Raw genomic sequence first — 22,688 nt, forward strand, 5'->3', positions numbered from 1 at the left:
CCGTGGCCTCCACACCGCTCGAATCACAGGGGCGCCTGATAGAAGCATCTCTTTTCTGACGCAAGTGGTCGTTTTAGTTGACCGATCCACCGTGCTCCGCCCGCATGGGTGGTGCAATCTGCCGCACCTTGCCTGCAACCGTCAGGCGAGCGGCAGGTCTTCGATCCCGGACAAGAGCCTCAACCCCATTCCCGCATAGGGCGATCTCAAGTCCATGCCGCTCGCGCGACCAATAAGAAACCCGCCGCGCAGTCTCCTGTGCGGCGGGTCATGGGAAACAGTGTCGGTCGCGACCGTGGCAAGATAGCGCGGCGCCTGTCGGCGCCGGTGCCCTGCGGTGCCCGCGTCAGCTGGGCCCGATCATGAAGCAGGAGACGTTACGCGCCTGCAGGCGGCGGCAGGCCAGGTCGGCACTCTCGCGCGTCATCCCGAGGAAGTTCGCGTCGAACCCGCGCGACCCCTGCACCACCTTGCGCAGCGAGCCATCGAGCGTCGCCATCTCGGTCAAAGCCGTGCGCAGCAACACTTTTTCCGCCGCATAGCGGCTCGGGTAACGGCCCACGTTGATCCCCCAGAGCCGCCCGCCAGAAGTAGAAACGCGGGTCACCAGCTCCTGCCCGGCGCCGTCGTCGGCGGTGGTAGAGGCCAGGATCAGGTCATCGGGGCGCGCCGCGGGACGCGGCACTTCGGTCGGGGCGTCCTCGGTGGCGGTGACGGTCTTGGCGACGGTGGCATCGGCCACCACGGCGACAACCTCTTCCGGCAGCGGCTCGACCTCGGCCACGGCGACCACTTCGGGGGCCGGCGGCACCTTCACCCCCGCCACGGCGGCGTCGATTCCGGCCTGGATCGCCTCGCTCGCCTCGCGCGCGGATTCGACCACGGCGTCGGCCACGAGAACGGTTTCACCCGCCCGCGCAACCGGCCGCAGGCTGGTCGTCACCGCGCCGACAAGGCGGATGGTCTTGCCCGCAGCGACATCCGGGGTTGTCGTGGCTGCATAGAGCGGACGGTCGGGTTTGCGCAGCGGCGCGCGCGCCGGTGCCTTGCGGAAGCCGACGTCCAGCAGCTCGGCCACCTTGGCGTCGCGCCAGCTGGAGGTCTTGCCGCCAAAGACGGTCGCGATCACCCGCTCGTCGCCACGCTCGGCCGAGGCGACGAGGTTGAAGCCCGCGGCATTGGTATAGCCCGTCTTGATCCCGTCGGCGCCCTTGTAGCTGTTCAGCAGACGGTTGTGCGAGGTCACCGTGCGCACGCCCGCGTTCGCCGAATGACGCGAGAACAGGTTGTAGTACTGCGGGTAGTCGTAGATCAGGTGGCGCCCGAGGATCGTCATGTCGTGCGCGGTCGAAAGATGGCCGGACTCGGTCAGGCCGTGGGCGTTCTTGAAGGTGGTCCGCGTCATGCCCATCGCCTGGGCCGTGCGGGTCATCCGGCGGGCAAAGGCCGCCTCGCTGCCCTCGATCGCCTCGCCGATGGCGGTGGCCGCGTCGTTGGCCGACTTGATCGCGGCGGCGCGGATCAGATAGCGCAGCGCGATCTTCTGGCCCGACTTCAGCCCCAGCTTGGACGGCGGCTCGGAGGCCGCGTGGCTGGTGATGGTCACCGGCGTGTCGAGGGTGATCTCGCCGTTCTGCACCGCCTGGAAGGCAATGTAGAGCGTCATCATCTTGGTCAGGGAGGCGGGATGCAGCGGCGTGTCGGCATTGGTCGAATGCAATACCTCACCGGTGCGCGCATCCATCACGTAGTCCGCATAGGGTGCCGCGAAGGCACTCAGCGGAAGTACGATGAGAAACCAGATTGCCGTTATTACATACACGCCCAGACGGGCCGGGCTGATACGCCGTACCTGCACGATTTTCTGCCTCGTTCTGCCTCATGCCGCCGGTTTTCCGGCTGACCTTTTTCTGCGACAAAGCTACCACAGCGAACACATGAAATAAACCCGCCCCTTGCCGGTTCCCGCCGAAAATACGAACAGGGTCGATCACATATCTTGGGGCGCCGCCGATTTGAGCGGCAATACCTTGAATTGTGGCGAAACCAAGGCAGAAACCACCCCCGAACGCGCCCTGCTGGGCGAAGCACCCGGCAAGCTTCAGCCGATCTCTTCGACCAGCGCCGCCAGCTGCTCCAGCGAGGGGATGGTCCGGAACCGGCCATGTGCTTCCGGCGGCTCGGCATGTTCGAGATCCCAGAGCAGATCGTGTGGCACGTGAACGCCCCATGCCCCGACCTCGATGGCGGGCAGCACGTCGGATTTCATCGAGTTGCCGACCATCATCGCCCGCTCCGGCCCGTCCCCCAGCCGCGCGAAGATCTCGCCATATCGCGCCGGCGTCTTGTCCGAAACGATCTCGACCCCATCGAACAACTCGCCCAGCCCGGATTGCGCCAGCTTGCGCTCCTGGTCCAGAAGGTCGCCCTTGGTGATCAGCACCACCCGGTGCGTCCCGGCGATCCGTTCCACCGCGTCCCGCGCATGGGGCAGCAGGTCGATCGGATGCGCCAGCATCTCGCGCCCGGCGGCCAGCAGCGCGGCAATGACCTCGCCCGGCACCTTGCCTCCGGTCACCTCGACCGCGGTCTCGATCATCGACAGGGTGAATCCCTTGATCCCAAAACCGTAGAGAGACAGGTTGCGCCGTTCCGCGGCCAGCAGGCGCTCGTCCAGCCGGTCCGGCGCGCAGTGATCGGACAGCAGTTCGGTAAAGCGGTCCTGCGTCAGCCGGAAGAAGCGTTCGTTGTGCCAGAGCGTGTCATCCGCGTCAAAACCGACCGTTGTGAGCGCTTTCATGTCATCAACTCTGTTTACATCGTCTTTCCGAATCCTGCATTAACACTATATACAAGCAAACGCCCAATGATGTGCCGGAACCAGGTTCCTTCCTGCGATGACTCCCATGCAAATCCAGATGTCGAAAAAGTCGGATGATGACAGCGACAGCTCTGTCCTTCTCGAGACGCGGCCAAAGACCAAGCGGCCGCCGCTCTACAAGGTGCTGCTGCTGAACGACGACTACACGCCGATGGAGTTCGTCGTGCACGTGCTCGAGCGGTTCTTCGGCCTGAATCACGCACAGGCCTTCGAGATCATGCTGACCGTGCACAAGAAGGGCGTCGCCGTCGTGGGCGTGTTCAGCCACGAGATTGCCGAAACCAAGGTCGGGCAGGTCATGGACTTTGCCCGCCGCCATCAGCACCCCCTGCAGTGCACGATGGAAAAGGAAGACTGACCTCTTGTCCCAGCGCCTGAGCCTCGCTCTCGAAGAGGGCGGCCTCGTGCTGCCCGCCGAGGGCCGCATCGCCGTCCTGCACCCGCGCGCCGGAACGGACCTCTCCGCCCTGCCCCGCGACCGCGTCACCGTGGTTCAGCCCTTCTACCCCGACCACGCGGCCTTTGCCGCCGAGGGCTACCAGACCGTCGTCGCGCTCGATCAGCTGACGGATCCGCTGGCCGCCGTCCTCGTGGTCCTGCCGCGCGCCAAGGCACAGGCCCGCGCGCTGCTGGCCGCCGCGATGGGCGCGACCTCCGGCCCGGTGATCGTCGACGGGGCCAAGACCGACGGCGTCGACAGCGTCCTCAAGGACATGCGCAAGCGCACCGCGGTCTCCGCCCCGATCTCCAAGGCCCACGGCAAGCTCTTCTGGTGCGAGGCCGACGCCGCCGCCTTCGCCGACTGGCGCGCCCCTGCCGAGCAATGGGTCGAGGGCTACCGGACCGCGCCCGGCGTCTTCTCTGCCGATGGCATCGACCCGGCCTCGCAGCTCCTGGCCTCCGCCCTGCCCGCCAAGCTCGGCCGCCATGTCGCCGACCTCGGCGCAGGCTGGGGCTACCTCGCCCATGCGGTGCTGGCCGACGCCGGGGTCGAAAGCCTCGATCTCGTCGAGGCGGACTACGGCGCGCTCGACTGCGCGCGTATCAACGTGACCGACCCGCGCGTCCGCTTCCACTGGGCCGACGCGACCACCTGGCAGGCGCCGGGCCGGATCGACACCGTGGTGATGAACCCGCCCTTCCATTCCGGGCGCGATACCGATCCCGACCTCGGCCGCGCCTTCATCCGGGCCGCGGCCCGCCTGCTCGCCCCCTCCGGCCAGCTGGTCATGGTGGCCAACCGCCACCTGCCCTACGAACCCACCCTCCGGGAGGCCTTCCGCCAGATCGACGAGATCGGCGGCGACAACCGCTTCAAGCTGTTGCTTGCGCAACACCCCTCTCGCGCGAAGCGCTGAACCGGGCTAGTCTCGCCCCCGGACCATCCCCCTCAGGAGTCGCCCATGTCCTTTTCCATTGCCGGCAAGACCGCGATCATCACCGGGGCTGCCAATGGCATCGGCCTCGCCATTGCCCGCAAGTTCGCCGAGAAGGGCGCCAACGTGATGGCGGTCGACATGGATGAAAAGGCCCTGCAGGCCGAACTCGGCGACCGGCCCGACAGCAGCATCCGCGTCTTCGCCGGCGACCTGCGCGAAAAGCTGACGCTCGCCAACCTGCTCTCGGCCACCATCGACAACTTCGACCAGGTCGACATCCTGGTGAACGCCGCCCGCCAGGTCGAATTCAGCGACCCGCTCGACACCAATGTCGAACTGGCCGAGGCGATGCTGCAGAACAACGTTCTCTCCACCCTGCGCCTGAGCCAGATGGTCGCCAAGCGGATGATCAAGCAGTCCGAGGGCAGCGACGAGGGCTTCGCCGGGTCCATCGTCAACATCACCTCGATCTCGGCCCGCCGCGCCCACCCCGAGCTGATGGCCTATTCGATCAGCGCCGCCGCGCTCGACCAGATGACGCGATCGCTGGCGGTAACGCTGGCCCCCCACCGCATCCGGGTCAATGCCGTCGCCATCGGCTCGGTGATGAGCGCCTCGCTCAAATCGCTGCTGAAGGACCACCGCGAGTACCGGCAGGAGATCGAGAAGCACACGCCGCTCGGACGCATCGCCGCACCGGGCGAGGTCGCCGAAGCGGTCCAGTTCCTCTGTTCCGAGGCCGCCTCCTTCGTCACCGGCCAGGTCGTCACCGTCGACGGCGGCCGCACCCTGCTTGACGCCGTCCCGGCAGCGGCGCACTAAGCGCCCATGACCGCCACATTCCAGACCGAAAAGACCGCTGCGGCGCAGTGGTTCCGGCAACTCCGCGACGAGATCGTCACCGCCTTCGAGGCGCTTGAGGATAGCCACGACACCGGCCCGCTCGCCGATGCTGCCCCCGGCCGCTTCGAGGTGACCGAGACCCGCCGCGCCTCTGCCGACGGCTCCGACGCGGGCGGCGGGCTGATGAGCGTCATGCGCGGCGGCCGCGTCTTCGAAAAGGTCGGCGTCAACGTCTCGACCGTCTACGGCACCCTCGGCGAACGGGCACAGGCCGCGATGGCGGCGCGCAAGGGCATCCCCGGCATGGCGGACGATCCGCGATTCTGGGCCTCCGGCATCTCGCTCGTCGCCCACATGCAGAACCCCCACGTCCCGGCGGTCCACATGAACACCCGCATGTTCTGGACCCCGCACGCCTGGTGGTTCGGCGGCGGCTCCGACCTCAACCCCTGCATCGAGTACGACGAGGACACCGCGCATTTCCACGCGGTGCAGAAGGCCCACCTCGACCCGCACGGACCGGCGCATTACCCGCGCCTCAAGGCCTGGGCCGACGAGTACTTCTACATCCCCCACCGCAAGCGTGCGCGTGGCGTCGGCGGCATCTTCATGGACGACCATTGCAGTGGCGACTGGCAGGCCGACTTCGCCCTGACCCGCGACATCGGCCGCGCCTTCCTGCCCGCCTTCCTGCCGCTGGTGGAAAAGCGCCGCGTGCAGGACTGGTCCGAGGCCGACAAGGACGCGCAGCTCACGCACCGTGGCCTCTATGCCGAATACAACCTCGTCTACGACCGCGGCACCAAGTTCGGCCTCGAAACCGGCCACGACGCCAACGCCGTGCTGATGAGTCTCCCGCCGATGGCCAAGTGGCACTGAACCCGGCTTCTTTGGGTTCCAAGTATCCCGGGGGGAGGCCGCAGGCCGGGGGGCAGCGCCCCCCTCACGCCGCCCGGGTCGCCCGCGCCGCCGCCATCGACTTCGGATAGCGCACGAACAGGATCGCGGGGCTCGCCAGCCCCTCCCGCTCGATGCACTCCGCCATGGTCGCCAGCGTGGCCGAGGCATGGCGCTGTCGGGCGGTCTCGGCCGAGGCGACGATCTCCACCGGGCATTCCGCCGGGGCGCCCGCCGAAAGCAGGTCCGCCTGCAATTCGGCGGCTTTTTCCACCGCCATGTAGAAGGCCATCGAGGTCCCCGGCCGCGCCATCAGCTGCCGGTCAGGTGAGGCGTCGCCCGGTTTGCACATGCCGGTCGAGATGACAAAGGTATCGGTCTCGCCCCGCTCGGTCAGCGGGCGCCCGATGGCGGCAGCGGCGGCAGAGGCGGCGGTGATGCCCGGCACGATCTCCACCTCGATCCCTGCGGCGCGGGCCGCCTCCAGCTCCTCGGTCGCCCGGCCAAAGACCGAGGGATCGCCCGATTTCAGCCGCACCACCCGGCGCCCCTGCGCCGCCTCCGCCACGATCAGCCGGTCGATCCGGTCCTGAGGCCAGGCGTGGGCGCCCACCTCCTTGCCCACGTAGACCCGGTCGGCATCGCGCCGCGCCAGTTCCAGCACCTCGTGGTCCACCAGCCGGTCGTAAAAGATCACGTCGGCTTCCTGCAGGCGACGCACCGCGCGCAGCGTCAGCAGGTCGCGCGCCCCCGGTCCAGCGCCGACCAGCGCGATATGCCCCGTGGCTTCCGGTGCCGCACCCCCGGCAATCGCCTCCTTCAGCATCTCCGCCGCCGCCCGTTCGCGCCCCGCCAGATGCGCGCGGAACGGATCGCCGTTGAAGGCCCGGTCCCAGAAGGCGCGGCGCGCCCGGGGCGCGATGGCCTCGGCGACTGCGCCCCGCAGTCTCCCCGCCAGCGCCACGAATGAGCCGAGCCGCGGGGCCAGCATGGTCTCGATCTCGGTCTTGATCGCACGGCCCAGCACCGGGGCCGCCCCCTCGGTCCCGATGGCCACCACCACCGGATCGCGGTCCACGATCGAGGGCGTGAAGGCGTCGCAAAGCTCGGGCCGGTCCACCACGTTCACCACCGCGCCCGCCGCCCGCGCCATTCCCCGCAGGCGCGCATCCTCCGCCGCGTCGCCGGTCGCAATAAAGCACAGCGCCGCGCCGTCGAAGGTCGCGGCCTCGGCCTCGTCCACCCCGCGCGCCCGGCCCGAGGCCACCAGCCCTGCCAGTTCCGGGTCGAGATCCCGCCCGACGACCACGATCTCGGCCTCCGTCTTCAGGATCAGCCGCGCTTTGCGCGCCGCCTCCTCGCCACTGCCGCAGATCACCACGCGCCGACCGTCCATACGCAGGAACATCGGGAAATTCTTCATGAGGGATACCTCCAAAACCAAAAAAGCCGCCGACCGTCGCAGTGCCTGCGAAGGATCGAGCAGCTTTGCCCAGTGGAACCCGGCTTCGGGAAGAATCGGCGGCGCCATTGCCGCGACACGTGAACAGGAAGCGCAGAGAGCGCCGCGGCGGCAACGTTTTTCTCGTCAGCCCGCGCCGGAGGCCGCGCGTTTCAGGCGCATTTGCCCCTGATTGAACGGTTTTTGAGCGCCCCTGCCCGGTTCTGCGCCGTTGCGATCAGCCCCGCAGGCGCCATCCGGATTGCGGCGGAAGAAACACCTCGACCGCCGCCGAGGCGATGACGATGGCCGACTGTCCATCCTCGGAGGCCACATCCAGCCCACCGCGAACCGCCCTGACGGTGACCGTCCCGTGCGGCAGTTTCTGGGCAAGGGCGTCGGTATCCACCGCCCCGGGGTCCTGCACACCGACGGTGACCTGCACCCGCATCCCGGCGGCCGGAACCTCCAGCCCCCGGATCAGCGGCAGCGACGAATGGCGGATGGCATCCTCGATCGCCCGCGCCGCAGCCTTGGTATAGTCGCGACCGTACTGGTCGTTGCCCATGCCCATCTCGATGATCACGCGCTGGTCAGTCATCGGCCCGCTCCATGTCGAAGCTCACCGAGAGCGCCGCGTTGGCGATCACCGTGGCATGGCCCTCTCCATCCGGGCGCGGCACGTCGAGCCCGCCCTCGACGACGATCACCTCGGGCTGGCCATAGGGAAACACCTCGAGCAGGGCGGCGGTGTCCACCCGATCCGGCTGCTGCACGCCTATCTCGACCTTGATCCGCATCGCAGATTTGTCGAAGCCGAACAACTCGGCCATGTTGATCGAGTTGTGCCACAGCGCATCGGCAATCGCCCGCCGCGCGGCCTCGGTATAGTCTCCACGGCGCAGGGAGGTCCCCATGCCGAATTCGGTCAGCACCCGCATGTGCCAGCTCCCCGTCAGATGTCACGCGGAACATGGCGCATTCGGGGGCCGGGCGCGAGCGGAAACGCCGCGCCCGGCCCCTCGCGTGGCCTCTCTGCGTCAGGCGTCCACGTCGGCCCGTTCGGCCAGCGCGCGGTCGACCTTGAAGTGCTGATCCAGCCACTCGTTCGTACGCGGATAGGCGTGCTGGTAGAAGGAATGCGCCGGATGCACCCGCAGGGCGAACAGGCGGTCATTCTCCCCGTGGAACGGCCGCAGGTGCTCCAACAGCTGTTTCGGGCTCTCGGTGCGGACGTGGACCAGGAACGCGTGGTTCATGACCCGGTGCCCCCGCATCTTCTTCAGTTCTTCGAACAGGGCAGTGTAGTGCGCCTCGCCGTCTTCATGGTTCAAATCGGCAGACAGGAAGAAAATAGGCATAATGGCCCCCCTTACTTAAATTGAAAACGCAATGGGGCAGCCTAGGGACGAATCGCGTCACCGGGCAAGTTTTTCCCGCCCGGGGTCAGCAGAATACAGCCGGAACGCGAAACCGCTCTGCCAGTCACGCCCGCCAGTCGAAGAAACCCGGCCCGGCGCGCTCCAGCAGCTTGACCGCCATCTCGCGGCCCAACTCCCGGCCATCCGGGATCGGGGCCGTGGCATCGTCGGTAATCGACTCCGACCCGTCCGGGCGCAGCACCTCGCCCCGCAGGCGCAGGGTGCCGCCATCGAGCTCGGCCAGCCCGGCAATCGGCGTTTCGCAGGATCCGTCCAGCGTGGCGAGGAACGAGCGCTCGGCCGCGAGCCGCTGCCCGGTCTGCACGTCGTGCACCGCCTCCAGCATCCGGGCCACCCGGCGGTCGTCCAGCCGCCGCTCGATCCCGATGGCGCCCTGCGCGATGGCGGGCAGCATGTCCTCGGGTGCAATGGCTTGCGCCGGAACGCCCTCCATCGCCAGCCGGTTCAGCCCGGCCATGGCAAGAAAGGTGCACTCGGCCACGCCCTCGGCCAGCTTGCGCAGCCGGGTCTGAACGTTGCCGCGAAACTCCACCACTTGCAGGTCGGGCCGACGGTTCAGCAGCTGTGCTCGGCGGCGCAGGCTCGACGTGCCGACCACCGCCCCCGCGGCCAGCGCCGCAATCCCGTCATGGTCCGGCGAGATGAAGGCGTCGCGCACGTCCTCGCGCGGCAGGTAGGTGTCCAGAACCAGCCCCTCGGGCTGCAACACCGGCATGTCCTTCATCGAGTGCACCGCGATGTCGATGCCGCCGCTCAGCAGCGCCTGCTCGATCTCACGGGTGAACAGTCCCTTGCCGCCCAGCGTCTTCAGCGGCTGGTCCGCCGCGATCAGCGCCCGGTCGTCGCCGGTGGTATGGATCACCACCACCTCGAAGGCTTCCATCGGCAGGTCAAAGGCAGCGGCCAGCCGGTCGCGGGTTTCATGGGCCTGCGCCAGCGCCAGCGGCGAGCCGCGCGTGCCGATCTTCAGAGGAGCGACGGGGGAGGGAAGTGCATCGGTCATGCCCTGTCTCTACTCGCGTCATAGTGCCCTGACAACACGGCTTCGCCTTGCGCTGGCGGGCATTCGCCCCTACCCATCCCCGGAACGGAAAGCGAGAGAACGATGAGCCAGAAAAAGCTGCTGCGCGCCCTGGCGGGCGAGACCCTCGATACCCCTCCGATCTGGATGATGCGGCAGGCCGGGCGCTACCTGCCCGAGTACCGCGCCACCCGCGAAAAGGCCGGCGACTTCCTGTCGCTGTGCTACAACAGCGACCTCGCCGCCGAGGTGACGCTGCAGCCGATCCGCCGCTACGGGTTCGACGCCGCCATCCTCTTCGCCGACATCCTGCTGGTGCCCCAGGCGCTCGGGGCCGACCTGTGGTTCGTGACCGGCGAGGGCCCCCGCCTGTCCACCGTGACCGCCCAGTCCGACTTCGACGCGCTGAAGCCCGCCGCCGACATCCACGAGACCCTGAACCCGATCTACGAGACGGTGCGCATCCTCTCGCGCGAACTGCCGTCCGAAACCGCGCTGATCGGCTTTGCCGGCGCGCCTTGGACCGTCGCCACCTACATGATCGCCGGGCGCGGCACCCCCGACCAGGCCCCGGCCCATGCCCTGATGGCACAGAACCGGACGCTGTTCGAAGCCCTCCTCGAACGCATCACCGAGGCAACGATCGAATACCTCTCGGCTCAGGTCGACGCAGGTGCGGAATGCGTCAAGCTGTTCGACAGCTGGGCCGGATCGCTCGGCGGCGACGACTTCGACCGCTACGCCACCGCCCCCGCCGCCCGCATCATCGCCGAACTGAAACGGCGTCACCCGGGCCTGCCCGTCATCGCCTTCCCGCGCGAGGCGGGCGACAAGTACATCGGATTCGCCAAGGCGACCGGCGCCGACTGCGTGGCCCTCGACAACTCCGTCAGCCCCGAATGGGCCGCCGCCAACGTCCAGTGCGACGGCTGCGTGCAGGGCAACCTCTCGCCGACACACATGGTGACCGGCGGACAAGCCCTGATCGACGAAACCCGCCATATCGTAGAGGCGTTTTCCAAGGGTCCGCACATCTTCAACCTCGGCCACGGGATCACCCCGGACGCCGACCCGGAGAACGTGCAGCTAATGATCGACACCGTCCGGAGCAAATAGGCAAATTTCGCTCTTGACGCCCCGCCGGTCCTGCCTTAGGTCCGGCGTCGCTCGTGGCGGAGTAGCTCAGTTGGTTAGAGCAGCGGAATCATAATCCGCGTGTCGGGGGTTCAAGTCCCTCCTCCGCTACCAGAATCCCCAGACAGTCAGATCAGGCGCCGCATCCGGCGCTCAGGCGTGCGCGGCGGCGTCCGTCGCGAACAGGTCTCCGGCGTGGTCGAGCAGGTGCGCCGTGGCCTCGCTGAAATGGCGTTCCAGCAGGTCGAGCGCCTCGGGCGAGCGGTCGAGCGCCTGCTCCATGATCGCCCGATGCCCGGTCTCCGCCGGTTGCCAGCCGGGGCGCAGGTCAGAAGCCAGCCGGCGATACCTGTAGGCCCGCAGGAACAGCGTCTCGCGCATTTCCAGCAGCGTCGGCGAGGCGCAGGCGCTGACCAGCGCGAGGTGGAACTTGCCGTGCAGCGCCGCCCATTCGGCATCGGTCTCGCAGCCCGCGCCCAGCCGGGACTGCAGCCGGTCCATGCGGTGAAAGCTCGCGAGGATCCCGGCCTCCCAAGAATCGTCGCCCCGCTCCATCGACCGCCGGAGCCCCTCGCGTTCGACCAGCACACGCGATGCGGTCAGGTCCTCCAGTTCGGCCACCGAGAGCGGCGCGACGAGGAACCCGCGCTGCCCCTCGGACAGCACCAGCCGTTCGGCCGAGAGGCGCGCCAGCGCCTCGCGCAGGGTCGAGAAGCTGACGCCGTAGCGCTCGCGGAGCAGCTCGAACCGCAGTTTCAGCCCGGGCTGAAGCTGACAGTTCAGGATATCGTCCCGCATCCGCTGCAGGACATCGCTGGCGCGGGTTTCACCCTTGCCGCTCATGCCCGCTCTCCGGCGGTGCGTCGGCCATGAGCCTCCGTTACGGCATCAGAATTTCGCAAATCCGTCTCCTTGTCGGAATCGGATTCTTTCTAGGACAGGTGGCCGCACAGATCACGCGCGATCTGCACGGGCCGACCCTCTGCCTGGCGTCTCAGGCCGACTGCCGCTGGCTGTCGAGCCATGCGCGCCAGCCGCCGAAGGCGGTGATATCCGTCGCGCCCTCAAGCCCCGCCGACTCGCAGAGGAACCCCTTCACCATCTCGCCTTCCGCCGTGCGCAGCGTCCCGATGGACAGCGGCGCGGGGATCCCGGCAAGGAAACCGCCGACCGAGGCCAGGGGCAGCGCCCAGATCTCGATGTCAATGGCCGCCCCGCCCCGGCGCCGCACCAGCCCCGGCCGCATGGGGGGACCGCCCGCAAGGGCGTGCAGCGCGTACTCCGGCGCGGTCTTGCAGGCCTTCAGGAACCGCCCGCCGCGCGACGTCAGCTCGTGGTTCAGCGGCAGCCCCGACATATGTGCCCCGCAGACGGCCAGCGCGACCTCGCCCTGCGCGGCGAGGCCGGTGGTCTTGTGGCGGGCCGGTCGCGCCCAGCCGGTCGCCCCCATCGGCCCCCGCTCCAGCTCGGTGCCGAGCGCTGCCAGCGCCCCATCCTCGCCACTGCGCCCGATCAGCGTCACGCTCCCAGGCCGCCCGTCTCCGCGCGCGCCGGTCGGCACGGCCAGCGCCGAGAGGTCCAGCAGGTTCACGAAGTTGGTATAGGTCCCGAGCAATGCATTCGGCCCGATCGGGTCCGCCGCGATCTCGGCCCGCGACACGAACCGGGGGATCGTCGGCACGCAGAGCATATCGGCCCCCTCCCAGATACCATCGCAGCGGCGGCGCAGCTCGGCCAGCCGGTACTGTCCGCGAAAGGCATCGACGGCAGAGAGCGCGACGCCGGTCTCGACAATGGCGCGCGTCGTCGGGTGCAGGGTCTCGGGCGCATGGGCGAGACGGTCGCCGACCGCCGCCGTCCGCTCCGCCACCCAGGCCCCTTCGTAGAGCATCCGCGCGGTGTCGTAGAACGGGGTGAAGTCGACCTCGGTCACCTCGGCGCCCAGCGCGCGGAGGCGGGCAACGGCCTGCGCAAAGGATGCCTCCTGCACCGCGTCCCCGTCGGTGATCAGCGTCGCCGGATCGGGGATCGCGACCCTCAGCCCCGGTGGAACTGCGCCGAGCCGGGGCGCCGGGAACCGCCGCGCATAGGCATCGGCGGGGTCATAGGCCGCAGCGGCGGCGTAGACCTCCCAGGCGTCCTCCACCGTCATGGCAAAGACCGAGATGGTGTCGAGTGTGCGGCAGGCCGGGACCATGCCGCTGGCCGAGAGCGCCCCAAGGCTGGGCTTCAGCCCCACGATGCCGTTCAGCGCCGCGGGCACCCGGCCCGACCCGGCGGTATCGGTGCCGAGGCCGAAGCTCGCCAGCCCCAGCGCCACGGACACCGCCGAGCCGGACGAGGAGCCGCCCGGCACGATCTCGGGGTCCAGCGCGTTGCGGGGCACCGGGTAGGGCGTACGCACCCCGACGAGACCGGTGGCGAACTGGTCGAGGTTGGTCTTGCCGAGGCAGATCGCCCCCGCCGCCCTCAGCCGGGCGACGACAAAGGCATCCTCCTCGGCGAGATACTCGAAATCCGGACAGGCCGCCGTGGTCGGCATCCCGGCCACGTCGATGTTGTCCTTCACCACGAAGGGAATGCCCCAGAGCGCCCGCCCGTCGCGCGGCCCGAGGTTGCGCGCGGCCGCCAGCGCCGCGTCGCGCGCCTCGTGGATGAAGATCCCCGGGTCCTGCGCCGCGTCGAGGCGCCGGAACGCCTCGGCGATCACCGCTTCGGGCGCGGTGCCGGTGTCATAGGCCAGGCGCAATGCGGCCAGCGTGAAGGGGAGGTCTGTCAGCATGGGGAGTCTTCCTTGGCAGGGTCAGGCGGCAGGCGCCTGCGGTGCGGCTGCAAGCAGCGCGCGGGTATAGGGATGCGATGGCGCATCCATGACATCCTCGGCCGGTCCGGCCTCGATGATCTCGCCGGATTTCATGACGATGACGTGGTCGCACAACAGGCGCACGACGTTCAGGTCGTGGCTCACGAACAGGTAGCTCATGCCGAGCGTCGCGCGCAGATCGGCCAGCAGGTTCAGGACGACGGCCTGGATTGACACGTCGAGCGCGGCGGTCGGCTCGTCGAGGATCAGAAAGTCTGGGTCCGGCGCGATGGCCCGCGCGATCCCGACCCGCGCCTTCTGGCCGCCAGAGAGCTGGTGCGGGAACCGGTCGAGCAGATGGGCCGGCAGGCCAGTCAGCCGTGCCAGTTCCTCGACCCGCGCTGCCAGCAGCGCGCCGCGCAGCGGGGTCATCCGCAGCAGCGGTTCGGCAATCGACTGGCGCGCGCTGTGGCGCGGGTTCAGGCTGTCGGTGGCGTCCTGAAACACCATCTGGATCTTCGGGCGCAGCGGGTGGCGGGCAAAGCCGTCCGAGGGGATCGTGGCAAGGTCGGTCCCGCGATAGAGGATCTGCCCCGAGGACGGGTCCAGCAGCCGCACCAGCATGGACGAGGTGGTGGACTTGCCGCAGCCCGACTCGCCGACCAGCCCGACGCTCTGGCCCTCGTGGATGGTGAACGAGACACCCTTGACCGCGTGCACCGGCCCGGACTTGCCCTGGTAGGTCTTGACCAGATCCTTCACCTCGAGGATCGGCGTGTCCTTCACCGCGTGGGGCAATTCGGGCCGACGTTCCTCCGCAGGCAACAGCGCCCGGATCGTGGCGCCCCGGCGCGGCGTCGCATCGACCAGCTTGCGCGTGTAGGGATGCTGCGGGCGGGTGAACAGCGCCTTCGGATCGCCCTGTTCGACGATCTGCCCGTCCTTCATCACCACGATGCGGTCGCAGTATTCCGAGGCGAGCCCGAGGTCGTGCGTGATCAGGATCGACGACATGCCCCGCGCCTTCACCAGGTCGTCCACGAGGTCCATCACCGCCTTCTGCGTGGTGATGTCGAGCCCGGTGGTCGGCTCGTCCATGATCAACAGTTTGGGGTCGCAGGCCAAAGCAATGGCGCAGACCACCCGCTGGCACATGCCGCCCGACAACTCGAACGGATAGGCTTCGTAGCGCGCGGCGGCATCGTTGATCCGCACCGCCTCCAATGCCGCGATGGCCTTGTCCCGGGCATCCTGTCGGCTGGCGCGGGCATGGCGGCGCAGCACGTCCTCGATCTGGTGACCCACCTTGCGGATCGGGTTCAGCGCGGCGCGCGGGTTCTGGAAAATCATCGAGATCTCGCGGCCGCGCAGGTCCTTCATCGCGCTTTCCGAGGCGTTGCGCAGGTCGATCCCGGAATAGACCGCATCCCCCGCCTTGATCCGCCCGCCCGCGTCGAGAATGCGCATCAGCGCGTAGGAGGTCACCGACTTGCCCGAACCGCTTTCGCCGACGATGCCCAGCCGTTCCCCGCGCGCCAGCTCGAACGAGACACCGCGCACCGCGTTCACCTCACCCTTGCGGGTCTTGAAGGCGACCTGGAGATCCTTGATCGACAACATGGCTCAGGTCCTCTGTCTCGGGTCGACAATGTCGCGCAGACCGTCGCCCATTAGGTTGAAGGTGAACACGGCAAGCATCAGCCAGAGGCCGGGGAACAGGGCCAGCCACCACTCGCCCGAAACGATGTAGTTGGCGCCCTCGGCCACCATGATCCCCCATTCCGGGGTTGGCGGGCGCACGCCCAGTCCGATGAACGACAGGCCGGCGGCGTTCAGGATCGCCCAGCCGAGGTTCAGCGAGACCTGCACCATCATCGGCGGCAGCGCGTTCGGGAAGATGTGAAAGGCCAGCACGCGGGCGTCGGAGTTGCCCGCCAGCTTGGCCGCGAGGGTAAAGCCCGCGTCGCGACGGATGTTCACCTCGGCCCGGACCAGTCTCGCGTAGAAGGGGATGTTGATGATCGCCGTGGCGTAGATGATGTTCGCCACCGTATTACCAAGCGCCGCGACGATCCCCATCGCCAGCACGAAGAGCGGAAAGGCCATGATGGTGTCGAGCACGCGGGAGGTCGCCACGTCGATCAGCCCGCCGCGATAGCCCGCGACGGCACCAAGGACCGAGCCGATCACGAAGGACATCGCCACCGCCGCCACCGAGATCATCAGGTCGAGCCGCGTCGCCACGATCACCCGGCTGAACACGTCGCGCCCGAGGTTGTCGGTCCCGAACCAGTGCTGCGCCGACGGCGGCTGCAGCGTCGCCGTCGCATCGGTGGCCAGCGGATCATAGGGCACCAGCCACACCCCGAAGAGCGCGGAGCCGACGAAGAAGGCGAACATGGCAAAGGCCAGACCCGTCACAGGGTTCTCGCGCAGCACGTAGAGGACATGCCCCAGCATCGCCGCGCGCGGCTTGGCGGCGGCCCGCACCGGAGCCTCTTCTGCCGGGGCGGCCATGACGAGGGCGTCGGGGGTCAGCGATGTCTCGGTCATTTCGCAGCAGTCCCAAATCGCGGATCGATCACCGAGTAGGCAAGGTCGATCACAAGGTTGAGGAGGACGAAGAGCAGGGCCATCGACAGGACGAACCCCTGCACGGCGGCATAGTCCGAGGCCACCAGCGCCTCGACCGCGTAGGACCCGATACCGGGCCAGGCAAAGACCTTTTCCACCAGCACATTGGCCCCCAGCACGAAGGAAAAGACCATGCCGAGCGTGGTCACCACCGGCAGCAGCGCATTGCGAAAGGCATAGCCGTACAGAATCTTGCCCCGCGTCAGCCCGGCAGCCCGCGCCGTCCGGATGTAGTCGGCGGACAGGGCCGAGAGCATGGCGGCCCGGGTCATCCGCGCGATCGGGGCGAGGGTGAACAGAGCCAGCGTGCAGGCGGGCAGGATCAGCTGGCGCAGCGCCGCGAACCATGTCTCGCCATCCCCGGCCAGCGCCGAGTCGATCAGGAAGAAGCCGGTGACGCGCGGCGGGTCGAGATAGACGAAATCAAGCCGCCCCAGCGGCGAGGGCGCAATGCCCAGCAGGTAGTAGAAGATGTAGATCAGCACCACGCCGGTAAAGAAGGTCGGCAATGACACACCTGCCGTCACCAGCAGGCGGCAGAGCTGGTCCACCCAGCTGCCCGGTCGGGTCGCGGCCAGCACGCCCAGCGGCACCGATACGAGGCAGGACAGCAACAGCGCGACCAGCGTCAGCTCCAGCGAGGCGGGCAGCCGCGACGCGAGGTCGGTCAGCACCGGCCGCCCGGTCGACAGCGACTGGCCCAGGTCCCCCTGCGCAAGCTGCGACAGGTAGAGAACGAACTGCTGCGGCAGCGGCTTGTCCAGTCCCAGCGTCTCGCGCACCTGCTGAATGCTCTCATCGGTGGCCATTGCCCCCGCGAACTGCACCGCCGGATCGCCCGGCAGCGCGCGGGTCAGGATAAAGCTGATCACGATGACACCGAAGATCACGGGTATCGCCTGCAGCACCCGGACCAGCGTCGCCCTCCCCCGCGCGCCCATGGCTCAGGCGCCCGCCGGGGCCAGCGAACGGATGTCGAGCTGGCGGTGGAACCAGAATTCGTAGCCCGAGGCACCGTTCACCGCGACGTTCAGCGCCGGCTGCCACAGCGGCACGCGCGGCAGATCCTCGAAGACGATCTCGAACATCCGCTGGATCTTGGGTGCGTAGGCCGGATCGTCCACCGCCATGTGCAGAGTCTCGTCGGTCAGGGCCTCGACCTCCTCGTTAAAGTAGTTCGACGAGTTGAACAGGTGGTCCTTCTGGTAGGCCCAGAAGAAGTAGTAGTCGGGTGTGTTCAGCCAGCCGCCGAAGTTCTCGAGGTGGAACGGCAGGCGCTTCTCGACCAGCGAGGCGGTCCGCCAATTGGCGCCGGGGATCTTCTCGATCGTCACCTTGATCCCGATCTTGCCCACGGCCTCCTGCACCAGCAGGGCGGTGGGCTCCATCCACGAGGCAAGGTCCGTCGAGATCGACAGCGTGGTCTCGAACCCGTCCGCGTAGCCCGACTTGGCCATATGCGCCTTGGCCTTCTCGAGATCGGTGTCGTAGGGCGACTTGCGCGGCCATGCCGTGTCGGTGATCTCGGCGGAACCGCCCCAGGTCGGCGCGCCCCGGCCATAGGCAGCCGCCTGAAAGATCGCCTCGTAGGGCACCGCGTAGGCCACGGCCTTGCGCACGTCCGGATCGGTGAAGGGCGCAAAGTTGGTGTTCATGCAAAGGCAGTGGATGCAGTTCTCGATCGGCGTCGAATAGACGGTCATCTTGTCCGCCAGTTCGGCGGCATCCTTGTCGGGGATGTCAAAGGCCACCTGCACGTCGCCGCGCTCGATCAGCGCCCGCTGGGTCGCGGCCGACGGCACCTCGCGCATGATCACCCGCTTGATCGCGGGCAGCGGCCCGCCGACCCAGTCGTCGTAGCGCTCGTAGACGATCTGCTGGCCCGAATCCCAGCGGATCACCTTGAACGCGCCCGACCCTATGGTGTTCTTGTGCAGGTACTCCGTTGCCCAGGGATCGGCCTCGGTCGCGTTCGCCTTGGCCAGCGTCGCGTTGATGATGAAGGGCACCGGCACCGCAAGATCGGGCAGCGACAGCTTGGACGGCCGGTCGAGCCTGACCACGAAGGTCTTGGCATCCACCGCCTCGAACTGCTCGGGGCGCACCAGCCCCCCGGCCTTCATCTGGACGGTGGGAAAGCCCCCGACGGTGACGGCACGGTCGAACGACCACTTCACGTCCTCGGCGGTCACGGGCGAACCGTCCTGAAACAGCGCATCCTTCAGCTTGAAGGTGATCGTCAGCCCATCCTTCGAGATCTGCCAGCTTTCGGCCAACTCGGGCTCGATGGTCGAATAGTCATAGCTCAACCCGCCGCCCGGCACCTGCTTGGTGCCAAAGGTCACCAGCCGGTCGTAGCAGTTCACCGCCACCGCGTAAGAGGCCCGGTTGGTGCCGCTGCGATGCAGGTCCAGCGAGTTGATGGTCTGTGCCGAGACCGCGACAAGGGTGTCCCCGGTGGCAGCGCCCGCCGGGAGCGCGCGGGCGAACGGCAGGATGCCGGCAGCGGTAAGTGCTGCGCCGGTCTTCAGAAATTGTCTACGCGAGGTGGGCATGGGCGAACCCTTTGCTGGAAGAGGAACGATCTGCCCGAACCGTCCCACCTTTCATCGTTCGCTCAAAATGCTATAAATTCACATATGCGGTGCAAAAAATGCAACGCCCTTGGGGAAGTTGTTGAAATGAGGCACTTGTATACCTTCTCGCTGATCGAGGCGGTGGCCCGCTCCGGCTCCATGCGGAAGGCGGCGGAGGATATGAACCTGACCGCCTCGGCGCTGAACCGGCGCATCCGCAGATTCGAGGAGGAGTTCGGCACCGAACTCTTCGAGAGGCTCCCGGGCGGCGTGCGGCTGAACCCCGCCGGAGAGCTCCTGCTCCAGCACTACCGCCTCACCCAGTCCGACCTCGCCAAGGTCCAGGGCCAGGTCGCCGACCTGACCGGAGAACGCCGGGGCCACGTCCGCATCGCCTGCAGCCAGGCGCTGCTGCCCTACTTCCTGCCGCAGCAGATCGCGCGCTACCGGGCCGAGCACCCGGGGGTGACCTTTACCGTGAACGTGCGCGACCGCACCCAGGCCGAGGAAGAGCTCGCCACCTACGCCTCCGACCTCGCGCTGGTGTTCGAGCCGGTCTACCTCGTGGACTTCGAGGTGATCCAGCATGTGCCCCAGCGGGTCCATGTCCTGATGGCTGCCGATCACCCGCTTGCCCACAAGCCCGAGCTGCGCCTGCGCGACTGCCTCGACCGTCCCCACGTCGCGCCGAACGCGCGCTACGGCGTCCGGCACCTGCTCGACTTCGCCGCCCGGCGGGTCGGACGCCAGCTGAACCCGGTGGTCGAGACCGAAAGCTTCGAGCTGATCCGGCACTACGTCCTGCACGAGCACGCGCTCGGCTTCCAGATCCCGATCGGGCTCGACGCCTCGGCCGACAGCAGGCTGGTTCACCGTCCGCTCGCCATCCGCGACCTCCAGCCCGGCAGCCTGATCCTCGGCCAGATGCGCGGGCGCACCCTCCCCGTGGCCTCGGCCAAGTTCGCCCTGCAGGTCTCGGCCGCGCTGTCCACCGCCGAAGCCTGAGAGCCCCCTAGGCTCTCTCGTCCTTGGGCGAGTCGAGGACCACGTAGGTCGTGATCGCGTTCACGTGCGGAACCGTGCCCAGCACCTCGGTGTGAAAGGTCTTGTAGTCCTTCAGGCTTGCGCATTCGATGCGCAGCAGGAACTCGATGGTCCCGGTGATATTGTGGCACTCCACCACCTCCGGTGCCCGCGCCACGGCCCGCTCGAACCCTTCCTGCGAGGCCTTGGTGTGTTCGCCCAGCCCGACCCCGATATAGGCGATGAAACCGACCCCCCGCGCCTCCGGGCTCAGCACCGCGCGATAGCCGCTGATGACCCCGCTCCGCTCCAGCTCCTGCACCCGCCGCAGGCAGGCCGAGGGCGACAGCCCGACCCGCTCGGCCAGCTCGAGGTTGCTGATCCGCCCATCACGCCGCAACTCGCGCAATATCTTTTCGTTTATGTGATCCAGCTTCGCCATATATTGCGAAAACTCGGCCAAGACGCTTGAAAACGCAATTACATTCGCCGGATTCCAAGCGATTTTGCCGCGATGACACCCGATCTCCTCTCCGGCCTCGTGCTCTTTGCCTTCGTCTCGTCGATCACGCCGGGGCCTAACAACCTGATGCTGATGGCCTCCGGGGCAAACTTCGGCTTCCGCCGGACCGTGCCGCACATGCTGGGCGTCGCCATCGGCTTCACCGTGATGGTGACGGTGATGGGCGCCGGGCTGGCCGGCCTGTTCGAGTTCTACCCGGTCAGCTACACGGTTCTGAAGGTCGTCTCGGTGGTCTACATGCTGTGGCTGGCCTGGAAGATCGCCAAGGCCGCGCCGCCCGACGGCAGCCGCCGCAGCACCGCGCCCATGACCTTCCTGCAGGCCGCGGCCTTCCAGTGGGTGAACCCCAAGGCCTGGGCCATGGCCCTGACCGCGATCAGCGCCTATTCGCCCGGCCATACCCTCGGCGCCATCGCCCTCGTCGCCCTCGTCTTCGGCGCCGTGAACCTCCCCTCCGTCGGGTCGTGGACGGTCATCGGCCAGCAGATGGCGCGCCTGCTCACCAACCCGCGCCGACTGGCCCTGTTCAACTGGACCATGGCGCTCCTGCTGGTCGCCTCGCTCTACCCCGTCCTCGCCGGACACTGAGCAAGGCTAGACCGGCACCACCGGCTGGCGCAGGATCGTGCGCAGCTTGTCCGCAGCCACCCGCCGGGGGTCGGAGAGATAGATTTCGTGGTGCGGCAGCCCGAAGGTCATCCCGGCGCCGGGCATTACCCGGTCGTGCAGCTCGGCCAGCACCGGCCCCTCCTCTGAATAAGGTCCGAGGTGCAGGGTCTGGAAACAATCGCCCTCCGCGAACTCGACCAGCGCCACCTCCTGCCCCTTGGCCGCGCAGGCCGCCGCAACCATCTCCTCCGTGACAAAATCCGGCATCCGGATCATCGCCCGCCACCGCCATTCCTCCCGCCGCCCGGCAACGAAGGCATCCCGCCGCTCCGACCACCACTGCGCCGAGAGCGGCGGCACGACAAAATCTAGCCCCGCGCCCTTGCAGGCGAACTTGACCCCGTAGGCCACCGGGTAGAGCGCCGCCAACGCCGCGGCGTATGCGGGGGCCTCCGGCGCGCCCGCCCCCTCGCGGGCGAGATAGCGGGCCGGCGGGATGGTGACACGCGTCCAAACCCCGGCGCGGCCGCCGTAGAAGGACGCATCCCGCTTGAGGTCGATCTTGCTCCCGGTCATTTCAGCGGCAGGTAGATGTCGGTGACAAGGTCCTCCGGCGCCACCTCCGCCGGGGTGTTGAGATAGACCTCGAAACAGGGCGATTCCGCCGGGTCGCGCCCGCTCTGCCCCAGCCAGTCGCCAAGGAAGTAGTCATAGGCCGACTGCAACCCGGTATAGGGCCCCCTGTAGCGCAGCACCGCGTAATCGCCTGCGGGCAGGCCGATCTCCTCCAGCGGCGCGGCGATCTCGAAGGTCTCCGCCACCACGGCCCCCGCATGGGCCCTCAGGGCCTCCACCGGCACATTGCGGGCATCGTCATAGAACACCCCCACCATCTCGCGCATCTCGCCCCAGGCGCCGCGCGCCCCGAGCGTGGTGCCCAGGGCCTCGAAGGCGCGCGAAATCTCCTGGTAGCTGCCCCGGTGCGGCACCCCCGCCACCCGGCGCGCCGCCTCGCAGCACTGTCTCACGTCATGTCGCACGTCGCTCTCCTCTCTCTCGATCCACAAGGGCGGGATCGCCCGGCCCCGCGCGCGGAAGGCCCCCGGGGTCTGCCCCGTCCGCTCGCGAAAGGCACGGGTAAAGCTCGCCTGGTCAGGATAGCCGCAGGTCTCGGCGATCCGCGCCAGCGGCGCATCCTCGAAGACCAGCATGACCGAGGCCCGGTGCAGTCGGATCCGCCGCACCGTCTGGGCCAGGGTCTCGCCGGTCATCGCGGTCCAGATCCGGTGCCAGTGGAACCGGCTCATCGCCGCGACCTCGGCCAGCGTATCCAGCGAAAGATCGCCGTCGAGATTGTCGTGGATGTGATCCACCACCCTCAGCAACCTCTCCTCGTAGGGACCGCGCCCGACCATGCCCTGCCTTTCGTCTTTCGCATCCTCACCCTGCCACGGGATGCATTTGCAAATCTTGCCGAGTTGC

Annotated in this window: 24 protein-coding genes and 1 tRNA gene; 9 read left to right on the forward strand and 16 right to left on the reverse strand. The window is 68.0% G+C overall.

All coding sequences use genetic code 11. The features are described 5' to 3' along the window. Positions 1 to 346 precede the first annotated feature (346 nt). Together DDT93_RS06990 and DDT93_RS06995 are read right to left on the reverse strand one after the other, a co-directional pair. Positions 347 to 1,858 (reverse strand): D-alanyl-D-alanine carboxypeptidase family protein, encoded by a 1,512-nt coding sequence (locus DDT93_RS06990; protein ID WP_109465095.1) that lies wholly within the window; start codon positions 1,856 to 1,858, stop codon positions 347 to 349. A gap of 243 nt (positions 1,859 to 2,101) precedes the next feature. After that, positions 2,102 to 2,800: an HAD family hydrolase gene (locus DDT93_RS06995; protein ID WP_109465096.1), complete on the reverse strand. Its 699-nt coding sequence runs from the start codon at positions 2,798 to 2,800 to the stop codon at positions 2,102 to 2,104. A 106-nt stretch (positions 2,801 to 2,906) separates the two neighbouring features. On the opposite strand from DDT93_RS06995, the gene clpS reads away from it, so the two are divergent. Genes clpS through hemF form a run of 4 tightly spaced genes read left to right on the forward strand, consistent with a single transcriptional unit; the run spans position 2,907 to position 5,982 of the window. Continuing rightward, positions 2,907 to 3,239 (forward strand): ATP-dependent Clp protease adapter ClpS, encoded by a 333-nt coding sequence (gene clpS, locus DDT93_RS07000; protein ID WP_408607913.1) that lies wholly within the window; start codon positions 2,907 to 2,909, stop codon positions 3,237 to 3,239. A gap of 4 nt (positions 3,240 to 3,243) precedes the next feature. Continuing rightward, positions 3,244 to 4,239: a class I SAM-dependent methyltransferase gene (locus DDT93_RS07005; RefSeq protein ID WP_109465098.1), complete on the forward strand. Its 996-nt coding sequence runs from the start codon at positions 3,244 to 3,246 to the stop codon at positions 4,237 to 4,239. Between the two features lie 45 nt (positions 4,240 to 4,284). After that, complete coding sequence (locus tag DDT93_RS07010) at positions 4,285 to 5,082, forward strand: SDR family NAD(P)-dependent oxidoreductase (RefSeq protein WP_109465099.1); 798 nt, start codon at positions 4,285 to 4,287, stop codon at positions 5,080 to 5,082. Positions 5,083 to 5,088: 6 nt separating this feature from the next. Continuing rightward, positions 5,089 to 5,982 carry an oxygen-dependent coproporphyrinogen oxidase gene (gene hemF / locus DDT93_RS07015; protein ID WP_109465100.1) on the forward strand — a complete coding sequence of 298 codons (894 nt, stop codon included), beginning with the start codon at positions 5,089 to 5,091 and terminating at the stop codon, positions 5,980 to 5,982. A 64-nt stretch (positions 5,983 to 6,046) separates the two neighbouring features. Here the strand turns inward: hemF and cysG are convergent, their stop codons facing one another. Next, a complete protein-coding gene (gene cysG, locus DDT93_RS07020; RefSeq protein ID WP_109465101.1) occupies positions 6,047 to 7,423 on the reverse strand; it encodes a siroheme synthase CysG in 1,377 nt (458 codons plus the stop codon). Here cysG and DDT93_RS26445 point away from each other — a divergent pair. Beyond that, a complete protein-coding gene (locus tag DDT93_RS26445; RefSeq protein ID WP_157960121.1) occupies positions 7,422 to 7,634 on the forward strand; it encodes a hypothetical protein in 213 nt (70 codons plus the stop codon). The two genes, cysG and DDT93_RS26445, sit on opposite strands and share 2 nt — an antisense overlap. A gap of 45 nt (positions 7,635 to 7,679) precedes the next feature. Here the strand turns inward: DDT93_RS26445 and DDT93_RS07025 are convergent, their stop codons facing one another. The 4 genes from DDT93_RS07025 to hemC form a co-directional block, all read right to left on the reverse strand. Further along, positions 7,680 to 8,042 carry a Lin0512 family protein gene (locus DDT93_RS07025; protein ID WP_109465102.1) on the reverse strand — a complete coding sequence of 121 codons (363 nt, stop codon included), beginning with the start codon at positions 8,040 to 8,042 and terminating at the stop codon, positions 7,680 to 7,682. Next, positions 8,035 to 8,382: a Lin0512 family protein gene (locus DDT93_RS07030; protein ID WP_109465103.1), complete on the reverse strand. Its 348-nt coding sequence runs from the start codon at positions 8,380 to 8,382 to the stop codon at positions 8,035 to 8,037. Before DDT93_RS07030 ends, DDT93_RS07025 begins: the two co-directional genes overlap by 8 nt. 99 nt (positions 8,383 to 8,481) lie before the next feature. Further along, the gene (locus tag DDT93_RS07035) at positions 8,482 to 8,802 is read right to left on the reverse strand and encodes a hypothetical protein (protein WP_109465104.1); all 321 of its coding nucleotides are present in this window, start codon (positions 8,800 to 8,802) and stop codon (positions 8,482 to 8,484) included. Between the two features lie 124 nt (positions 8,803 to 8,926). Continuing rightward, the gene (gene hemC, locus DDT93_RS07040) at positions 8,927 to 9,886 is read right to left on the reverse strand and encodes a hydroxymethylbilane synthase (RefSeq protein WP_109465105.1); all 960 of its coding nucleotides are present in this window, start codon (positions 9,884 to 9,886) and stop codon (positions 8,927 to 8,929) included. Positions 9,887 to 9,988: 102 nt separating this feature from the next. Here hemC and hemE point away from each other — a divergent pair, with 102 nt between their 5' ends. Continuing rightward, on the forward strand, positions 9,989 to 11,020 hold the full coding sequence (gene hemE / locus DDT93_RS07045) for a uroporphyrinogen decarboxylase (RefSeq protein WP_109465106.1): 1,032 nt from the start codon (positions 9,989 to 9,991) through the stop codon (positions 11,018 to 11,020). 55 nt (positions 11,021 to 11,075) lie between these two features. Continuing rightward, a tRNA-Met gene (locus tag DDT93_RS07050) sits at positions 11,076 to 11,152 on the forward strand. A gap of 39 nt (positions 11,153 to 11,191) precedes the next feature. On the opposite strand, the gene DDT93_RS07055 is transcribed toward DDT93_RS07050, so the two are convergent. The 6 genes from DDT93_RS07055 to DDT93_RS07080 all read right to left on the reverse strand — a co-directional run bounded on the left by DDT93_RS07055 (position 11,192) and on the right by DDT93_RS07080 (position 19,030). Further along, the gene (locus DDT93_RS07055) at positions 11,192 to 11,881 is read right to left on the reverse strand and encodes a GntR family transcriptional regulator (protein WP_109465107.1); all 690 of its coding nucleotides are present in this window, start codon (positions 11,879 to 11,881) and stop codon (positions 11,192 to 11,194) included. Between the two features lie 151 nt (positions 11,882 to 12,032). Next, entirely contained in the window at positions 12,033 to 13,820 is a 1,788-nt protein-coding gene (gene atzF, locus DDT93_RS07060; protein WP_109465108.1) for an allophanate hydrolase, read from the reverse strand. 21 nt (positions 13,821 to 13,841) lie between these two features. Beyond that, positions 13,842 to 15,461 (reverse strand): dipeptide ABC transporter ATP-binding protein, encoded by a 1,620-nt coding sequence (locus tag DDT93_RS07065; RefSeq protein WP_109465109.1) that lies wholly within the window; start codon positions 15,459 to 15,461, stop codon positions 13,842 to 13,844. A 3-nt stretch (positions 15,462 to 15,464) separates the two neighbouring features. After that, positions 15,465 to 16,394, reverse strand: a complete 930-nt coding sequence (locus DDT93_RS07070) for an ABC transporter permease (RefSeq protein WP_109465110.1) — start codon at positions 16,392 to 16,394, stop codon at positions 15,465 to 15,467. Continuing rightward, positions 16,391 to 17,416, reverse strand: a complete 1,026-nt coding sequence (locus DDT93_RS07075) for an ABC transporter permease (protein WP_109465111.1) — start codon at positions 17,414 to 17,416, stop codon at positions 16,391 to 16,393. The genes DDT93_RS07070 and DDT93_RS07075 overlap by 4 nt, the downstream gene beginning before the upstream one ends. A 3-nt stretch (positions 17,417 to 17,419) precedes the next feature. Then, complete coding sequence (locus DDT93_RS07080; protein WP_109465112.1) at positions 17,420 to 19,030, reverse strand: ABC transporter substrate-binding protein; 1,611 nt, start codon at positions 19,028 to 19,030, stop codon at positions 17,420 to 17,422. A 126-nt stretch (positions 19,031 to 19,156) separates the two neighbouring features. On the opposite strand from DDT93_RS07080, the gene DDT93_RS07085 reads away from it, so the two are divergent. After that, positions 19,157 to 20,056: a LysR family transcriptional regulator gene (locus tag DDT93_RS07085; RefSeq protein WP_109465113.1), complete on the forward strand. Its 900-nt coding sequence runs from the start codon at positions 19,157 to 19,159 to the stop codon at positions 20,054 to 20,056. A gap of 7 nt (positions 20,057 to 20,063) precedes the next feature. On the opposite strand, the gene DDT93_RS07090 is transcribed toward DDT93_RS07085, so the two are convergent. After that, positions 20,064 to 20,516: an Lrp/AsnC family transcriptional regulator gene (locus DDT93_RS07090; protein ID WP_109465114.1), complete on the reverse strand. Its 453-nt coding sequence runs from the start codon at positions 20,514 to 20,516 to the stop codon at positions 20,064 to 20,066. A gap of 72 nt (positions 20,517 to 20,588) precedes the next feature. Here DDT93_RS07090 and DDT93_RS07095 point away from each other — a divergent pair, with 72 nt between their 5' ends. Further along, on the forward strand, positions 20,589 to 21,185 hold the full coding sequence (locus tag DDT93_RS07095) for a LysE family translocator (RefSeq protein ID WP_109465115.1): 597 nt from the start codon (positions 20,589 to 20,591) through the stop codon (positions 21,183 to 21,185). Positions 21,186 to 21,191: 6 nt separating this feature from the next. On the opposite strand, the gene DDT93_RS07100 is transcribed toward DDT93_RS07095, so the two are convergent. Together DDT93_RS07100 and DDT93_RS07105 are read right to left on the reverse strand one after the other, a co-directional pair. Then, positions 21,192 to 21,782, reverse strand: a complete 591-nt coding sequence (locus tag DDT93_RS07100) for a GyrI-like domain-containing protein (RefSeq protein WP_109465116.1) — start codon at positions 21,780 to 21,782, stop codon at positions 21,192 to 21,194. Further along, entirely contained in the window at positions 21,779 to 22,621 is an 843-nt protein-coding gene (locus DDT93_RS07105) for an AraC family transcriptional regulator (RefSeq protein WP_109465117.1), read from the reverse strand. Before DDT93_RS07105 ends, DDT93_RS07100 begins: the two co-directional genes overlap by 4 nt. Positions 22,622 to 22,688: the final 67 nt, after the last annotated feature.

Origin of the sequence: Albibacillus kandeliae, assembly GCF_003116585.1 — a bacterium.
GTDB lineage: Bacteria > Pseudomonadota > Alphaproteobacteria > Rhodobacterales > Rhodobacteraceae > Albibacillus > Albibacillus kandeliae.

Coding starts and splice junctions, on each gene's coding strand:
- DDT93_RS06995 (WP_109465096.1), bottom strand. CDS start 2,800: ATGAAAGCGCTCACAACGGTCGGTTTTGACGCGGATGACACGCTCTGG.
- clpS (WP_408607913.1), top strand. CDS start 2,907: ATGCAAATCCAGATGTCGAAAAAGTCGGATGATGACAGCGACAGCTCT.
- DDT93_RS07010 (WP_109465099.1), top strand. CDS start 4,285: ATGTCCTTTTCCATTGCCGGCAAGACCGCGATCATCACCGGGGCTGCC.
- hemF (WP_109465100.1), top strand. CDS start 5,089: ATGACCGCCACATTCCAGACCGAAAAGACCGCTGCGGCGCAGTGGTTC.
- DDT93_RS26445 (WP_157960121.1), top strand. CDS start 7,422: ATGAGGGATACCTCCAAAACCAAAAAAGCCGCCGACCGTCGCAGTGCC.
- cysG (WP_109465101.1), bottom strand. CDS start 7,423: ATGAAGAATTTCCCGATGTTCCTGCGTATGGACGGTCGGCGCGTGGTG.
- DDT93_RS07025 (WP_109465102.1), bottom strand. CDS start 8,042: ATGACTGACCAGCGCGTGATCATCGAGATGGGCATGGGCAACGACCAG.
- DDT93_RS07030 (WP_109465103.1), bottom strand. CDS start 8,382: ATGCGGGTGCTGACCGAATTCGGCATGGGGACCTCCCTGCGCCGTGGA.
- DDT93_RS07035 (WP_109465104.1), bottom strand. CDS start 8,802: ATGCCTATTTTCTTCCTGTCTGCCGATTTGAACCATGAAGACGGCGAG.
- hemC (WP_109465105.1), bottom strand. CDS start 9,886: ATGACCGATGCACTTCCCTCCCCCGTCGCTCCTCTGAAGATCGGCACG.
- hemE (WP_109465106.1), top strand. CDS start 9,989: ATGAGCCAGAAAAAGCTGCTGCGCGCCCTGGCGGGCGAGACCCTCGAT.
- DDT93_RS07055 (WP_109465107.1), bottom strand. CDS start 11,881: ATGAGCGGCAAGGGTGAAACCCGCGCCAGCGATGTCCTGCAGCGGATG.
- atzF (WP_109465108.1), bottom strand. CDS start 13,820: ATGCTGACAGACCTCCCCTTCACGCTGGCCGCATTGCGCCTGGCCTAT.
- DDT93_RS07065 (WP_109465109.1), bottom strand. CDS start 15,461: ATGTTGTCGATCAAGGATCTCCAGGTCGCCTTCAAGACCCGCAAGGGT.
- DDT93_RS07070 (WP_109465110.1), bottom strand. CDS start 16,394: ATGACCGAGACATCGCTGACCCCCGACGCCCTCGTCATGGCCGCCCCG.
- DDT93_RS07075 (WP_109465111.1), bottom strand. CDS start 17,416: ATGGGCGCGCGGGGGAGGGCGACGCTGGTCCGGGTGCTGCAGGCGATA.
- DDT93_RS07080 (WP_109465112.1), bottom strand. CDS start 19,030: ATGCCCACCTCGCGTAGACAATTTCTGAAGACCGGCGCAGCACTTACC.
- DDT93_RS07085 (WP_109465113.1), top strand. CDS start 19,157: ATGAGGCACTTGTATACCTTCTCGCTGATCGAGGCGGTGGCCCGCTCC.
- DDT93_RS07090 (WP_109465114.1), bottom strand. CDS start 20,516: ATGGCGAAGCTGGATCACATAAACGAAAAGATATTGCGCGAGTTGCGG.
- DDT93_RS07095 (WP_109465115.1), top strand. CDS start 20,589: ATGACACCCGATCTCCTCTCCGGCCTCGTGCTCTTTGCCTTCGTCTCG.
- DDT93_RS07100 (WP_109465116.1), bottom strand. CDS start 21,782: ATGACCGGGAGCAAGATCGACCTCAAGCGGGATGCGTCCTTCTACGGC.
- DDT93_RS07105 (WP_109465117.1), bottom strand. CDS start 22,621: ATGGTCGGGCGCGGTCCCTACGAGGAGAGGTTGCTGAGGGTGGTGGAT.